At 51.8% G+C, this 14,750-nt stretch carries 13 protein-coding genes; 11 read left to right on the forward strand and 2 right to left on the reverse strand.

All coding sequences use genetic code 11. The features are described from left to right. Nucleotides 1-190: 190 nt before the first annotated feature. Together ACRJJO_RS13630 and ACRJJO_RS13635 are read right to left on the reverse strand one after the other, a co-directional pair. Nucleotides 191-1,414 carry an aminotransferase class I/II-fold pyridoxal phosphate-dependent enzyme gene (locus ACRJJO_RS13630; RefSeq protein ID WP_431066248.1) on the reverse strand — a complete coding sequence of 408 codons (1,224 nt, stop codon included), beginning with the start codon at nucleotides 1,412-1,414 and terminating at the stop codon, nucleotides 191-193. Between the two features lie 116 nt (nucleotides 1,415-1,530). After that, a complete protein-coding gene (locus ACRJJO_RS13635) occupies nucleotides 1,531-2,472 on the reverse strand; it encodes an NAD-dependent epimerase/dehydratase family protein (protein ID WP_431066249.1) in 942 nt (313 codons plus the stop codon). Between the two features lie 669 nt (nucleotides 2,473-3,141). Between ACRJJO_RS13635 and ACRJJO_RS13640 the strand changes: the two genes are divergently transcribed. From ACRJJO_RS13640 to ureC, 11 genes are all read left to right on the forward strand, one after another. Next, nucleotides 3,142-4,377: a hypothetical protein gene (locus tag ACRJJO_RS13640; protein WP_431066250.1), complete on the forward strand. Its 1,236-nt coding sequence runs from the start codon at nucleotides 3,142-3,144 to the stop codon at nucleotides 4,375-4,377. A 24-nt stretch (nucleotides 4,378-4,401) separates the two neighbouring features. Continuing rightward, nucleotides 4,402-5,700: an urea ABC transporter substrate-binding protein gene (gene urtA, locus ACRJJO_RS13645; protein ID WP_431066251.1), complete on the forward strand. Its 1,299-nt coding sequence runs from the start codon at nucleotides 4,402-4,404 to the stop codon at nucleotides 5,698-5,700. Between the two features lie 267 nt (nucleotides 5,701-5,967). Next, complete coding sequence (urtB, locus tag ACRJJO_RS13650) at nucleotides 5,968-7,662, forward strand: urea ABC transporter permease subunit UrtB (protein WP_431066252.1); 1,695 nt, start codon at nucleotides 5,968-5,970, stop codon at nucleotides 7,660-7,662. Between the two features lie 2 nt (nucleotides 7,663-7,664). Further along, nucleotides 7,665-8,756 carry an urea ABC transporter permease subunit UrtC gene (gene urtC / locus ACRJJO_RS13655; protein ID WP_431066253.1) on the forward strand — a complete coding sequence of 364 codons (1,092 nt, stop codon included), beginning with the start codon at nucleotides 7,665-7,667 and terminating at the stop codon, nucleotides 8,754-8,756. Then, the gene (gene urtD / locus ACRJJO_RS13660; RefSeq protein WP_431066254.1) at nucleotides 8,753-9,571 is read left to right on the forward strand and encodes an urea ABC transporter ATP-binding protein UrtD; all 819 of its coding nucleotides are present in this window, start codon (nucleotides 8,753-8,755) and stop codon (nucleotides 9,569-9,571) included. Before urtC ends, urtD begins: the two co-directional genes overlap by 4 nt. Beyond that, nucleotides 9,571-10,353, forward strand: a complete 783-nt coding sequence (locus ACRJJO_RS13665) for an ABC transporter ATP-binding protein (RefSeq protein WP_431066255.1) — start codon at nucleotides 9,571-9,573, stop codon at nucleotides 10,351-10,353. The genes urtD and ACRJJO_RS13665 overlap by 1 nt, the downstream gene beginning before the upstream one ends. A gap of 367 nt (nucleotides 10,354-10,720) precedes the next feature. Continuing rightward, a complete protein-coding gene (locus ACRJJO_RS13670; RefSeq protein WP_431066256.1) occupies nucleotides 10,721-11,305 on the forward strand; it encodes a HupE/UreJ family protein in 585 nt (194 codons plus the stop codon). Nucleotides 11,306-11,309: 4 nt separating this feature from the next. Beyond that, complete coding sequence (locus ACRJJO_RS13675; RefSeq protein ID WP_431066257.1) at nucleotides 11,310-12,158, forward strand: urease accessory protein UreD; 849 nt, start codon at nucleotides 11,310-11,312, stop codon at nucleotides 12,156-12,158. Nucleotides 12,159-12,418: 260 nt separating this feature from the next. Beyond that, nucleotides 12,419-12,721, forward strand: a complete 303-nt coding sequence (gene ureA / locus ACRJJO_RS13680) for an urease subunit gamma (protein WP_431066258.1) — start codon at nucleotides 12,419-12,421, stop codon at nucleotides 12,719-12,721. Nucleotides 12,722-12,729: 8 nt separating this feature from the next. Next, nucleotides 12,730-13,050, forward strand: coding sequence for an urease subunit beta (locus tag ACRJJO_RS13685; protein ID WP_341328537.1), 321 nt, complete (start codon nucleotides 12,730-12,732; stop codon nucleotides 13,048-13,050). After that, nucleotides 13,043-14,746 (forward strand): urease subunit alpha, encoded by a 1,704-nt coding sequence (gene ureC, locus ACRJJO_RS13690; RefSeq protein WP_431066259.1) that lies wholly within the window; start codon nucleotides 13,043-13,045, stop codon nucleotides 14,744-14,746. The genes ACRJJO_RS13685 and ureC overlap by 8 nt, the downstream gene beginning before the upstream one ends. Nucleotides 14,747-14,750 lie beyond the last annotated feature (4 nt).

Below are 14,750 nucleotides of genomic sequence, written 5' to 3' on the forward strand. Positions count from 1 at the left end.
GCCAATAACCTATGGAATTTAGGTGGTGGGTTCACGGCTGTTCTCGATAAACACATCCCATACCTTTTTTCTTAGACGGTTTTTCAATCAAAAAGGAGTGGGAGAGCAAAAATGATTTACATAGAAATAATAAGTCATTGAATTAACTTCTTATTCGTCATGAAATTCATTCTGAAATGCTTTTTCTAGGTTAATGCTTAAACTGGCTTAGAACATCCAAAAAATAATAGATGTCTTTTTCTGTGTGGGTCGCGGAAATTTGTAGCCGGATTTCTTGTTCGCCTTTTGCGACAACTGGGTAATTCAAGCCGGTAACCAAAATGTCGTGCTCGAAGCAATGTTCTACCAAGGCCGTGGTTTTGTCGGTATTTCTAACTAGGATCGGTACTATCGGGTGTGCTCCGGGTAAGGTTTCGAATCCCAAACCGGTCAATCCGTTCCTTAGCCTTAAAGCTAGCGTTTTTATATGGTTAAGCAAGTCCTTGCCTTCGGTGCTGTCCAGTATATTCAATGCGGCTAAAGCTGCCGCCGCTTCCGGAGGAGTAATCGGATTGGAATAAATATAGCTCGCCGATGTTTCCCTTAAATAGTCGATTACGGTCCGGCTGGACACCGCATAGCCGCCGTTGACGCCGAGCGCTTTGCCCAGTGTTGCAATCAAGATGTCCGCTTGGCTTGCAGTGATTTCCTCGGTGCCGCGCCCGGACGATCCGAGCGCGCCGATGCCGTGCGAATCGTCGACTACCGTCAAAATTCCTTGTTTGTAATCGGTTTCGTGTTTTCGGCGTATCGCGTCGATTTTATCCAGCTGTGCATGGTCGCCGCGCATACTGAAGACGCCGTCGGTGACGATGATTACTCGTTCCGCTTGGCCTTTGTTATCGATCAGTATGCGTTCAAGCTCGGCTAAGTCCAAATGCGGATAAACCGCTTTTCGCGCCGTTTTTGCCAAACGAATCGCATTGATGATGCAGTTATGATTGAGTGCATCGCTGACAACTAGCGTGTCTTCATCGATCAGCGCCGGTAAGATGCCGATCATAGCCGCATAGGCCGCGCTGAATAGCATGGCCGAGTGACGATCGTGAAATTCGGCCAGGCGATTTTCCAAGTCGATATGAGGTTGATAGGTGCCGGAGATAAACCTCACCGCGCCGGGACCCGCTCCGAAGGTTTCGGCGGCTTTCGATTCGGCGGCAATGACAGCGGGATGGTTCGATAGACCCAGGTAGGCATTGGCATTCATTCTCAAGAAAGTCCGATCCGGGTAATTCTGAAGCAATACCCTGGGGCCGAGGCTGTTTTCGGCAGGTTTGAAGCCGGTGATGATTTTTTCCTTGCCTTTTGAGATACCTTTGGCTTGCATCGCGGAGAGTCGGTCCCTTAACTGTGTGTCGAGTTTGGCAAGTGTCATGATGACCTCTTTTAGCGGGTAGTGATTGGGGAATAGTAAGCAGTTAGTGGTAAGCGGTAAGCAGTAAGTAGTGAATGGTGAATAGGTGTTTGGTTTATTGAAACGGCATTATCGGTTTATTCGGTTATATGCTCAAGCATGTCCTTGACCATTGTTGCTAGGTCGTATCGCGCTTGCCAACCCCATTCTTGCCGGGCGGCGCTATCATCCATGTGGCGTGGCCAAGAGTCCGCTATGACTTGTCTAAGCGGGTCGATTTTATAGCTCATTTTGAAATCGGGAATATGCCGGCGAATTTCTGCTGCCAGTTGCTCAGGCGTGAAACTCATCGCGGTCACATTGTAGGCATTGCGGTGGATTAAGCGTTTGGGATCGGCTGTCATTAACTGCCAAATCGCATCAATCGCATCCGGCATGTACATCATATCCAATTGCGTATCAGGTTTTAGATAGCATGTGTAGTGTTGCCATCGAACGGCAGCGTTGAATATTTCGACTGCGTAATCGGTCGTGCCGCCGCCGGGCGGCGTTTTATAGGAAATCAATCCCGGAAATCTAAGTCCCCGAGTGTCAAGGTTATAGCGCTTGTGATAATAATCGCACAGTAACTCGCCGGTTACCTTGCCGATACCGTACAACGTATTTGGTCGTTGTATCGTATCCTGAGGCGTATCGAAAGTCGGTGTGTTAGGGCCGAAGGCGCCTATCGAGCTGGGAAAAAATACCGAGCAAGCGTTTTGACGGGCGATTTCCAAAATATTGAACAAGCCATCGATATTGACCGACCATGCTCTTTGCGGGTCCGTTTCGGCAACTGCGGACAATAACGAAGCGAGGTGAATAATCGTATCGATGCGATAGTCCTCGACAATTCGAGCCAACGCCGCGATGTCTTCAATGTTCAACCGGCAATAGGGGCCTGCGTTCGTTAAATCGGCATCGGGTTGCTTACGGTGACCGGCGGCAATGATGGAGTCATTTCCGTATCGCTGTCTGAGAGCTGGCGTCAATTCCGACCCGATTTGTCCGGTGGCGCCGGTCACGAGGATGGTTTTCATCGGTTATTAAACCTGGTTGTTATAGGCGATAAACTCGAGAAGTCGAATGGATTATAAACGGCATCGGTTGGAATTGTCTCGTTCAGCCAAAGTTTGTACAGGACAAACGCATTAAAATCACTTCTTGGATGTCATAACTGCAATTGTATACTCATCGTAGATGAAAATTCGGCGTCGGGGTGCCCGTCAAAGGACGCCATAAACCCAGCACCTAGATTCCATAGGTCTTTGGCAATGATTCAAAATCATAGCTTATTTAGGTGCTGGATGAATTATCCAAGACAATTAACCATGGCCAATGGGTTATGGAATTTAGGTGCTGGATGAATACGTCCATATAGACTCTATGCCAGTCCCTCACCTAGCAATAGGTGAGGGGCCGAGCACCCCGACTCCTCCTCCGGCACTGCCGAAATTTGAAGTGCGAAAGTTATAGTAGTCATGTAGCTTTTCTAGATTAATGATTTCTATAAAAATAATAAATTTTATCAATGGATTATATTCCTAAAGCGACAAGGAATAATTTGGTTTTCACCCCTATACGTCATTTAACTAATGAGTCATTTGACTGATTGTTCAAATGTTTCCGCCAAAGAATAATCGATTACAGCCATATTCGGCTGCGCCGGTATAAACCGGTGCATTTTTTGACTCTTTGGGGGAATGATCATGAAGACTGTTTACAAGCTAGCCAGTCACAAGCGAAAACACGGTTTTTTGACGTATCTGCTATTTGCGGCGTTATCGTTAAGTCATGTGCAGGAATCGCAAGCAGGAGCGACTTTTAAAATCGACGAAACTAAATGGTTGAGTCTCGGCGCCGGTTTAAGGACAAGCTTTACCTCGGTCGAGTCAGTTGCGGACGGCAATTGGTCGAACGACTTTTTCGTCGACAACATGCGACTGTATCTGAATGCGCAGATTCACGAGTATATCAAGCTGGAAATCAACTCGGAATGTCAAACTTGTAACAATGGCGGTGAACTTCGATTGTTAGATGCCATCGGTAAATTCGAATTTCATCCGATGGCGAATTTGTGGGTCGGGCGCATGCTCGTACCGGCCGAACGCCGCGAAATGAATGGACCGTTTTATAGTGCCGTGCATAGTATTTATGTCACCGGCGACCGGATCAGCGGTACTCCGTTCGAGCCGGCCGATTTCAACACGACGATACGTAACGACGGGACATCTGCGGGTTCTTTCGGCCGTGACGACGGTGTGACGTTTTGGGGTTCGGTTTGGGACGGCCGCATTCAATACGCGTTAGGTATTTTTCAAGGGCTAAGAGGCGGCGCGAACAAGGATGACAATCTGCTCTATGCACAACGATTGGCTTTCAATTTCTGGGAAGTCGAAAAAAATCCCGGTTATTACACATCGGGTACTTATTACGGCAAGGGTGGAGACATTCTGACCTTGGCGGTATCCAATCAATATCAGGAAGACGGCGTCGGTGTAGTTGGCGATGCCGGTAATTTCAGGGGCACGGCAATCGATTTATTGCTCGAAAAAGTATTGGGGAACGGCGGTGTCGTTACTCTGAACGGCGAATACAAGAACTACGGAATCAATGGTTACAGCATGGCCAGCCGAAAAACAGGGGGCGGGTTTGCAATGTTCGAAGGCAATGCTTACGACGTGAGCGGCATGTATTTATTTCCGCAAACAATCGGTATCGGCCAATTTCAACCCTTCGTTCGTTATGTCAACGTCATGCCGAAAAGTAGCCCGGACCGGAATATGTTCGAGGCCGGTGTGAATTATGTCATTGACGGACATAACGCACGGATCGGTTTAAGTTGGCAATACGGCGATTTGATGACTAAGGGGCTCAATTATAGGGACGATGCGACAGGCGACCAAACCAATGCCTTCCTTCTTGGTTTCCAATACCAAATCTAATTTCAATTACCTCGGGAACAGACTATGAAGAAACTATCGAAAAATCTTAAATTATTGAGCATTGCGGCCGTTGCATCGTTTTTTTCGGTTACGGCTCCGACCGCTTCCGCCGAGGAAACGATCAAAGTCGGCGTCTTGCATTCATTGTCGGGCACGATGGCGATTAGCGAAACGACCCTCAAGGATACGATGCTGATGTTGATCGAGGAACAGAACAAAAAAGGCGGCTTGCTCGGCAAGAAACTCGAACCGGTCGTCGTCGACCCGGCCTCGAACTGGCCGCTGTTCGCCGAAAAAGCACGTGAACTCTTGACCAAGGACAAGGTCGCGGCGATCTTCGGTTGCTGGACGTCGGTGTCGCGCAAATCTGTGCTGCCGGTCGTCGAGGAATTGAATGGCCTGTTGTTCTATCCGGTGCAGTACGAAGGCGAGGAATCATCGAAAAACGTGTTCTACACCGGCGCCGCGCCGAATCAACAGGCGATTCCGGCGGTCGATTATCTGATGAACGATTTCGGCGCCGAACGCTGGGTGTTGGCGGGTACCGATTATGTTTATCCGCGCACGACCAATAAAATTCTCGAAGCCTATCTGAAATCTAAAGGCGTCGACGAAAAGGACATTATGATCAATTACACACCGTTCGGTCATTCTGATTGGCAAAGTATCGTTTCGGATATTAAGAAATTCGGTTCAGCGGGTAAGAAAACGGCGGTTGTATCGACAATCAATGGCGATGCCAACATTCCTTTCTATAAAGAATTGGGCAACCAGGGTATTTCCGCCGAGGATATTCCTGTCGTGGCGTTCTCGGTCGGCGAAGAGGAGTTGTCCGGCATCGATACCAAACCGTTGGTCGGCCATCTGGCGGCCTGGAATTATTTCATGAGTGTCGATACAACCAAGAACGCTGCCTTTATCAAGCAATGGCACGAGTTTATCAAGAACCCGAAACGCGTGACCAACGATCCGATGGAAGCGCACTATATCGGTTTCAATATGTGGGTCAAAGCGGTCGAAAAGGCCGGAACGATCGACCCGGATGCCGTGCAAAAGGCGATCATCGGCGTCGAGGCTCCGAACTTGACCGGCGGTATTTCAAAAATGCTACCGAACCATCACATCACCAAGCCGGTATTGATCGGGGAGATACAAGACAACGGCCAGTTTTTGACCGTTTGGCAAACCAATAAATTGGTTCCGGGCGATGCCTGGTCGGATTTTCTGCCGGAGAGCAAGCCGATCATTGCCGATTGGACTCCACCGATCCTATGCGGCAACTTCAATACCGAAACCAAAAAGTGTTCCGGGCAAAATTATTGACCAGTCAGTGCTTAAGTAGAGAGTAGGGTACGAATTTAAGCGCACTGGGCACTGCGTACCGTTTGCAGGGGCGTGCGATGTGCCCCCTCCGATGTAATTTTCACCCCTATCGTTCCCACGTTCCAGCGTGGGAACGAAGACTGAGACGCTCTAGCGTCTCGAACCTCTTGAGCGGTAATCAGGTATTCCCACGCAGAGCATGGGAACGAGAATTGCCGAGAGACTGAATAGTTACCCTATGATCGATTAGTCATTTTAGGAACCCTTATGAAAGCGAATTCATTCACATGGCGTATGTCGTTATTGGCCTTTTTGGTGCTATGCGTCCGGCCCGCTATTGCGTTGGATGAGTCGACCGCTGAAACGGCTGACAGTCAAGAAGTTTCAGAACAACAAGCCGAAACCGTTCTCGATCCATTTGCCGATGCGCTATCGCGCTTGCTTATCGGCAGCATGAAAGATCGCGAGCAGGCGATTGAACATCTGAGCGTGACCGGACATCCCAGGTCTTTACCGATTTTGGAAGCCTTGTTGGATGGCCGCTTATATGCTTTGCGCGATAAGAAAACGGCGGTCGTCGCTACCGAAAGCGGCCAAGACTACCGGATCGCCGATGCATCGACCGAAGCCGATTTAGGTCTTGTCGAGCGCTCGGAGTTGTCGAAAGTCAACATCACCAACAGCTTGCGCACCAAGCTACGCAAGAAAATATCTATTCTTCAATTGCAATCGGATGATGCTTCGGTGAGGCTCTTTGCGGTCAATGCGATGGTCAAGACTGCCGATGCAAAAACGCTGGAATTGTTGAAGGAGTACGAGTCGACCGAAACAGACGAAGACGTGCTCTCGTCGATGCGCCTGATTTTTGCACTAAACGATCTGCAAAATAGCGATAAATCGGTCCGCCTGAACGCGATGGACACTTTGAAGGAATACAACAGCCTCGAGGCCTATAACCGGCTGAGTGTGCTAATCGAAAAGGATAACGCCGGCAATTTCATCGAAGCGGATAACGAAGTTAGGAAAATAGCCCAGGCTGCGCTGAAAAAAATCGACGCCCGGCTGCAGTTTTACAACAGCGTCGAAACAGTATTCTTCGGATTGAGTCTCGGCGCTGTGCTGGTGCTGGCTGCGATCGGTTTGGCGATTACCTTCGGCGTGATGGGTGTGATCAACATGGCGCACGGCGAGTTGATGATGCTCGGCGCTTATACGACCTATGTGATGCAACAGATCATGCCAAATCATATCGGTCTGTCGGTGATTCTGGCGATTCCTGCGGCGTTTATGATTTCGGCTTTGGTCGGCGTCGCGATCGAACGCGGTATCATCCGGTTTTTATATGGGCGTCCGCTCGAAACCTTGCTGGCGACTTTCGGCATCAGTCTGTTTTTACAGCAAACGGTGCGTTCGATTTTTTCGCCGCTAAACCGTAGCGTCACGACGCCGGAATGGATGAGCGGTTCGTGGCAGATTAACGATTTTCTGTCCCTGACTTGGAATCGTTTTTACATCGTGCTGTTTTGTTTACTGGTGTTCGCGGCGCTATTGCAAATTCTTAAGAAGACACGGCTCGGCCTCGAAGTCAGAGCCGTTGCGCAAAACCGTAACATGGCCAAAGCGATGGGTATACCGACCGCGCGGGTTGATGCAATGACCTTCGGTTTGGGCTCGGGCATCGCCGGTGTCGCGGGCGTCGCGTTGAGTCAGATCACCAATGTCGGACCGAATTTGGGTCAGAGCTATATCGTCGATTCGTTCATGGTCGTCGTCTTCGGCGGTGTCGGCAATCTTTGGGGAACTTTGGTCGCCGGGTTCTCGCTCGGTATTGCCAACAAGATGCTCGAACCGCATGCCGGCGCGGTGCTCGCGAAGATTTTGGTTTTGGTGTTCATCATTCTGTTTATTCAAAAACGCCCGCGCGGATTGTTTCCGCAGAAAGGCCGAGCGGCGGAGGCATGAGCATGAAGAGCCTGTTTTTAAGTAACGACAAGACGGCGAATGTCGTGCTGTTTTTGTTGATCGCGCTGATCGTGCTGGTTCCGCTCTGCAACGCGATTTTGCCAAGTGCTTCGGCGCTGCATTTTTCCGCTTATACCGTTTCTTTGCTCGGTAAGTATTTGACCTTTGCGTTGCTGGGCTTGTCGCTCGACTTGGTTTGGGGGTATTGCGGTATTCTTGCGCTCGGTCATGGCGCCTTTTTTGCCTTGGGCGGTTATGCGATGGGGATGTATTTGATGCACCAAATTGGTGAGCGAGGCGTCTACGGCGATCCGGTTTTGCCAGATTTCATGGTGTTTTTAGACTGGAAAGAACTGCCGTGGTACTGGTACGGTTTCGATCAATTCTGGTTCGCGCTGCCGATGGTGCTTTTGGCGCCGGGTGTGTTGGCGTTCGTGTTCGGCTGGCTCGCATTCCGTTCGAGAGTGACCGGCGTTTATTTGTCGATTATTACGCAGGCTTTGACTTATGCATTGATGTTGGCGTTTTTTCGCAATGAAATGGGCTTCGGCGGCAACAACGGCTTGACCGACTTCAAGGACATCCTGGGTTTCAACATACAATCCGAAGCTGTCAGGGTCGCACTATTCATGATTTCCGGACTTGCCTTAATTGGTGCATTTTTGCTGTCAAGATGGATCTCTTGCACCAAACTAGGTCGTGTCGTGACTGCGGTGCGCGATCACGAGGCGCGCGTGCGTTTTTTGGGCTACCGGGTCGAAATGTTCAAGCTATGGATATTTGTGTTCGCGGCGATGCTGGCCGGAATTGCCGGTGCATTGTACGTGCCGCAAGTCGGCATCATCAATCCGAGCGAATTTTCGCCGTTGAACTCGTTGGAGATCGTCGTTTGGGTTGCAATCGGGGGGCGAGGAACGCTGTACGGCGCGATCATCGGCGCGATGCTGGTCAATTACGGTAAAACGGTGTTGACCGGCTTGCTTCCGGAAATTTGGTTATTCACATTGGGCGCGACTTTCGTTCTCGTTACGGTATTCATGCCAAATGGCTTGGCAGGTTTGTTGCTTAAGAAAGGTCGGGAGACGCAGACATGACCAAGCCTTTGATCGATCGTTATAAAACCTTCGATATTGTCAGGAGACCGGTTAGGCCCGGTGAACTCGACGTGTCGCACAAAACGATACTTTATCTTGAGGATGTCAGCGTTAGTTTCGACGGCTTCAAGGCCTTGAACAATTTGTCTTTATACATAGATAACGGTGAATTGCGTTGCCTGATCGGACCGAATGGAGCCGGCAAGACGACACTGATGGATGTGATTACCGGCAAAACGAAACCCGATAGCGGTTCGGTATTTTTCGGTCAAACCATCGATTTGCTCGAAATGGACGAGCCGGCAATCGCGCAGGCCGGCATTTGCCGCAAGTTTCAAAAGCCGAGCGTGTTCGAAAATTTGAGCGTATTCGAAAATTTGGAATTGGCGATGAAGGCGGACAAGGGCGCCTGGCCCGCGCTTTTCGCAAAGCTTAACGGCGAGCAGCGCGACCGTATCGAAGAGGTGTTGACGTCAATCGGGCTGACCGAACATCGCAAACAACAAGCCGGGATCTTGTCGCATGGACAAAAGCAATGGCTTGAGATCGGCATGTTGTTGATGCAGGAGCCGAAAGTGATGTTGGTCGACGAACCGGTTGCCGGCATGACTCATCAGGAAATCGACCGCACTGCCGAATTGCTGCTGTCGTTGCAAGGCAAGCATTCGATCGTCGTGGTCGAGCACGACATGGAATTCGTGCGGTCGATCGCACGCAAGGTCACAGTATTGCATGAAGGTTCGGTATTGACCGAGGGCACGATGGACGAAGTACAAAATGACCCTCGCGTGATTCAAGTGTATCTGGGGGACTAATGCTGAACATCAATTCATTGAATCAATATTACCGCGATAGCCACACGTTGTGGGATTTACAGCTGTCGGTGCCGGAAGGCGGCTGCGTCTGCCTGATGGGGCGCAACGGCGTCGGTAAAACGACCTTGCTGAAATGCATCATGGGTTTGATTCCGGTGCGCAGCGGCGAAATGTTATTCGACGGCGTCGATCTCGCGCCGCTAAAACCCGAGCAACGCGCCGAACTCGGCATCGGTTTTGTGCCGCAAGGCCGTGAAATTTTTCCGCTACTGACGGTCGAGGAAAATCTGAAAATCGGTTTGCGCGCGGCGCGTAGACAGGGTATTAAAAAAATTCCGGAGCATATTTTCGAGATATTCCCGGTGCTCAAGCAGATGTTAGGGCGGCGCGGCGGCGATCTGTCCGGCGGCCAACAGCAGCAATTGGCAATCGGGCGGGCCTTGGTGCTCAATCCGAGATTGCTGATTCTGGACGAGCCGACCGAAGGTATACAGCCGAACATTGTCAGCGAAATCGGCGACGTGATCATTCGTCTTAATAAGGCAAAAGGTATTAAAACGTCGTTAGTCAAGGAGACTGCCGAGGTTAAAAATGAGGTGCGTGAAGCGATCAAAATAATTAACCGCGAAATGGGCGTCACGGTGCTGCTTGTCGAACAAAAACTGCCGTTCGCGTGCAAGGTCGCCGATCGTTTCTGCATCCTGGAACGCGGACGCAGCGTCGCGTCGGGCGGGATGGACGAATTGGACGAAACGAAGGTCAAGCGTTATTTGACGGTGTGACGATGGTAAAAGCACATCGGCACGTATTGTGGGAGCGAAGTCCCAGATCGCGATTTCGGAGCCGTGAAGGTTGCTCTCGTTCTCACGCTCCGGTGTGGGAATGCAGACCTGGGGCGAGTAAATATGCCCCGATATGGATTCCCACGGAGGACCGTGGGAACCAGAAAAAACTCTGCGCCCCAATGCCTCTGCGCGAGATAAAACAACCATGTTGCTCTCCGTTCCCATGCTACGGCTTGGTAATACAGACCTGGGGCGAGTAAATATGCCCCGATATGGGTTCCCACGGAGGACCGTGGGAACCAGAAAAAACTCTGCTCCCCAGCGCCTCTGCGCGAGATAAAACAACTATCTTAAGGTGAAAATGATGATAAACAACAAACACACTGTCACGCTATTCGCTTCGATATTTCTATTACCGATACCGGTATTCGCGCATCTCGGCATCGGTGCGGATCATGGGTTCGACGAAGGATTTATTCATCCGTTGCTCGGCCCGGATCACTTGCTCGTGATGATTGCGGTCGGTCTCTGGGCTTTCGGTTTGGGAGGGCGGGCGCGTTGGTTGTTGCCCTTGAGTTTCTTGTCGGCCATGGCTATCGGTGCGGGTTTGGCATTCGCCGGTATTTCGGTGGCTTATCCGGAATTTTGGGTGGCGTTGTCGGTACTGGTCTCGGGAATTATCGTGCTGCGCGAATGGCGCCTTGCGTTGACGCAGGCTTGCTTCGTGGCGGCCCTGTTCGCATTGAGCCACGGCTTTGTGCATGCATTGGAAATCGGTCTCGATGCGGACCGGACTCATTATGCCTTGGGCTTTTTGCTTTCAACCGCCTCGTTGCATGGCATAGGCTTGGCGGCAGGTTTACTGAGCCCCGTAATTTTGAAATGGACACGAGCCGCTGTTGCTATATCGTGTGCAGCGGTAGGTTTGACCTTGTTGCTCGGTGCTTGAGCCGGTGTACAGCGACAGATGCGCGGTAAACGAAGCCGGAATCGATTCGCGTCAGGGTTGGCAGGCCGAGTTGTCGCTGGGCTTTACGAAGACCGAAAGCAGAACGGTATTACGGCGCAGGGCTCATCGCGGCCCGTTGACCGTGCAGCGGCCGTTTTATCCCGAAGGCGATGTGTGTCATCTGTATTTGCTGCATCCGCCGGGTGGCGTCGTTGCCGGAGACCGGTTGACGATAGGAGTCAAAGCCGAACACGGCAGTCACGCCTTGATCACGACGCCGGCCGCCGGTAAGTTTTACCGAAGTGAAGGCAGCAGCGCGTCTCAGTCGGTCGCGATGACGATCGAAGAAAATGCGGTCTTGGAATGGCTGCCGCAAGAAACGATCGTCTTCGAAGGCGCGCGGCTGACGTCTGCCACGACGATCAATATCGATGCCGGCGCGCATTTCATCGCATGGGAAATCATCGTATTGGGTCGTCCCGCATCCGGCGAAGGTTTTGAGCTGGGTGAAGCCTTGTTGAATTGGCGCATACTGCTGGAAGACGAGCCGGTTTATTTGGAGCGTTTGCGCCTCGACGCGCAAGCCTTCGCGGCACGTTGGGGTATGAATCGTCATTCGACTTGCGGAACCTTGTTTGCTTATCCTGCTTCGGCAGAAGTTTTGGAGATCGTGCGAAACGTGATCGGCGACGCACCAGGGCGCGGCGTCACGCGCATCGATGATTTGTTGATTTGCCGCGCATTGGATCACAGAGCCGATAAATTGCGCGACTTTTTCAACGAAGTCTGGACTGCGATTCGCGAGGCGACGGTAGGCCGCAAAGCTTGTATGCCGCGCATCTGGGCGACGTGAATACAAATCCGAAACCTAACGTTCATGAAGGCCCGGACATTGCCCAGCAAATAAAAGTACGAGGGGCAAAGGTGAGGGTGCGATTACTCGCCCGACAGGACGCCGTAAATACGTCCATATAGGCTCGACGGCGGCTCGAACGCCAAGGATGGTGTGAATGCAGATTTTGCATGGAGCAAAAATCTGCATTCACACCGACGCCTGTCAGTCGAGCAACCGCACTCTCTTCGGTTCGCGTACTTTCACAGTAAGGATAAATTATGCAATTGACACCACGCGAAAAAGACAAATTACTGCTTTTTACGGCCGCATTGTTGGCCGAAAGGCGTAAGGATAGGGGCTTGCAGCTCAATTATCCGGAAGCGGTCGCCTATATTTCGGCCGCGATCATGGAAGGCGCTAGGGATGGGCGCACCGTCGCCGAATTGATGGAATACGGCAGAACGCTGTTGAACAAAGAAGACGTGATGGACGGTATTTGCGAAATGCTGCCCGAAGTGCAGGTCGAAGCGACTTTTCCGGATGGGACCAAACTGGTCACGGTCCATAATCCGATCGAATAGGAGATAGCATGATTCCTGGTGAAATCATTACAGTCGACGGCGATCTTGAAATAAATGCCGGACGCAAGGCGATACGCTTGACGATCGCGAACAGCGGCGACCGTCCGATTCAGGTCGGCTCGCATTATCATTTTTATGAAACCAATCCGGCCTTGAAATTCGATCGCGATAAGGCTCGCGGCTATCGGCTCGATATTCCGGCCGGCACCGCGGTGCGCTTCGAACCCGGCCAGCAACGAGAAGTGCAATTGGTGCCTTTTGCCGGGTTGCGCAGAATTTACGGATTTCGCGGGCAAATCATGGGCGCGTTGGAGGACAATCATGAGTAAATTGAGCCGACAGGCTTATGTCGATATGTTCGGTCCGACCACCGGCGACCGCGTGCGTTTGGCCGATAGCGAATTGTTTCTCGAAGTCGAGAAAGACCTGACGATCTTCGGCGACGAGGTCAAATTCGGCGGCGGCAAGGTGATTCGCGACGGCATGGGACAAAGCCAAGCCGGCTCACAAACCGCGATGGATCTGGTCATTACGAATGCATTGATCGTCGATCATTGGGGCATCGTCAAGGCCGATGTCGGTATCAAATACGGCCGTATCGCCGCAATCGGTAAGGCAGGCAATCCCGACGTCCAGGATGGCGTCGATATCATCATCGGTCCCGGCACAGAGATTATCGCCGGAGAAGGGCAGATACTAACCGCCGGCGGCATCGATGCGCACATTCATTTTATTTGTCCGCAGCAGGTCGACGAAGCGCTGATGTCCGGCGTCACGACGATGCTCGGCGGCGGCACGGGTCCTGCGACCGGCACCAATGCGACGACCTGTACGCCGGGGCCGTGGAATATTCAACGCATGCTACAGGCCTTGGACGGTTTACCGATGAATTTCGGACTGCTCGGCAAAGGCAATGCGAGTCTTCCCGAAGCACTCGAAGAACAAATCCGCGCCGGCGCGATGGGTATGAAACTGCATGAGGACTGGGGCACGACCCCGGTCGCGATCGATTGTTGTTTGTCGGTGGCCGAGCGTTTCGACGTGCAGGTCGCGATCCATACCGATACGTTGAATGAATCAGGTTTCGTCGAAGATACAATCGCCGCATTCAAGGGCCGGACGATTCATACTTACCATACCGAAGGCGCCGGCGGCGGCCACGCGCCCGATATCATCAAGGCCTGCGGTCAGTCCAATGTTCTGCCGTCGTCAACCAATCCGACCCGTCCCTATACGATCAATACCGTCGACGAGCATCTGGACATGCTGATGGTTTGCCATCATCTCGATCCGGCTATACCGGAGGATGTGGCATTCGCCGAATCGCGCATCCGCCGCGAAACGATCGCGGCCGAGGACATTCTGCACGATCTCGGCGCGTTTTCGATGATTTCTTCCGATTCACAGGCGATGGGCCGCGTTGGCGAAGTGATCACGCGGACCTGGCAGACCGCGCACAAAATGAAGGTGCAGCGTGGCAGTCTTCCGGGAGACAATGCGCGCCATGATAATTTCCGTATAAAGCGCTATATCGCGAAATACACGATCAATCCGGCGATCAGCCATGGTATCTCGCATGAGGTCGGTTCGGTCGAAGTTGGTAAATTAGCCGATCTGGTGCTCTGGCAACCAGCTTTTTTTGGAGTCAAGCCCAGTTTGATAGTGAAAGGCGGTTTTATCGCTGCCGCGCCGATGGGCGATCCGAATGCGTCGATTCCGACGCCGCAGCCGGTTCATTACCGGCCGATGTTCGGTTCGTTCGGACAAGCTGCAGCATCGACATCGATGATGTTTTTGTCGCAAGCGTCTGTCGACGCTGGGCTGGCCGATACATTGCGGCTCGGTAAGCGCATCGGCGTTACTCGAGGGACTCGTTCGATCGGCAAGCATTCGATGATACATAATCATTATCAACCGGTCATCGAAGTCGACCCGCAAACCTACGTAGTTCGCGCCGACGGGATGTTACTCACCTGCGAGCCTGCGGACGTGTTGCCTTTCGCCCAACGTTATTTTCTATTTTAAGATT

The organism is Methylotuvimicrobium sp. (genome assembly GCF_050611805.1).
Taxonomy (GTDB): Bacteria; Pseudomonadota; Gammaproteobacteria; order Methylococcales; family Methylomonadaceae; genus Methylotuvimicrobium.

Coding starts and splice junctions, on each gene's coding strand:
- ACRJJO_RS13630 (WP_431066248.1), bottom strand. CDS start 1,414: ATGACACTTGCCAAACTCGACACACAGTTAAGGGACCGACTCTCCGCG.
- ACRJJO_RS13635 (WP_431066249.1), bottom strand. CDS start 2,472: ATGAAAACCATCCTCGTGACCGGCGCCACCGGACAAATCGGGTCGGAA.
- ACRJJO_RS13640 (WP_431066250.1), top strand. CDS start 3,142: ATGAAGACTGTTTACAAGCTAGCCAGTCACAAGCGAAAACACGGTTTT.
- urtA (WP_431066251.1), top strand. CDS start 4,402: ATGAAGAAACTATCGAAAAATCTTAAATTATTGAGCATTGCGGCCGTT.
- urtB (WP_431066252.1), top strand. CDS start 5,968: ATGAAAGCGAATTCATTCACATGGCGTATGTCGTTATTGGCCTTTTTG.
- urtC (WP_431066253.1), top strand. CDS start 7,665: ATGAAGAGCCTGTTTTTAAGTAACGACAAGACGGCGAATGTCGTGCTG.
- urtD (WP_431066254.1), top strand. CDS start 8,753: ATGACCAAGCCTTTGATCGATCGTTATAAAACCTTCGATATTGTCAGG.
- ACRJJO_RS13665 (WP_431066255.1), top strand. CDS start 9,571: ATGCTGAACATCAATTCATTGAATCAATATTACCGCGATAGCCACACG.
- ACRJJO_RS13670 (WP_431066256.1), top strand. CDS start 10,721: ATGATAAACAACAAACACACTGTCACGCTATTCGCTTCGATATTTCTA.
- ureA (WP_431066258.1), top strand. CDS start 12,419: ATGCAATTGACACCACGCGAAAAAGACAAATTACTGCTTTTTACGGCC.
- ACRJJO_RS13685 (WP_341328537.1), top strand. CDS start 12,730: ATGATTCCTGGTGAAATCATTACAGTCGACGGCGATCTTGAAATAAAT.
- ureC (WP_431066259.1), top strand. CDS start 13,043: ATGAGTAAATTGAGCCGACAGGCTTATGTCGATATGTTCGGTCCGACC.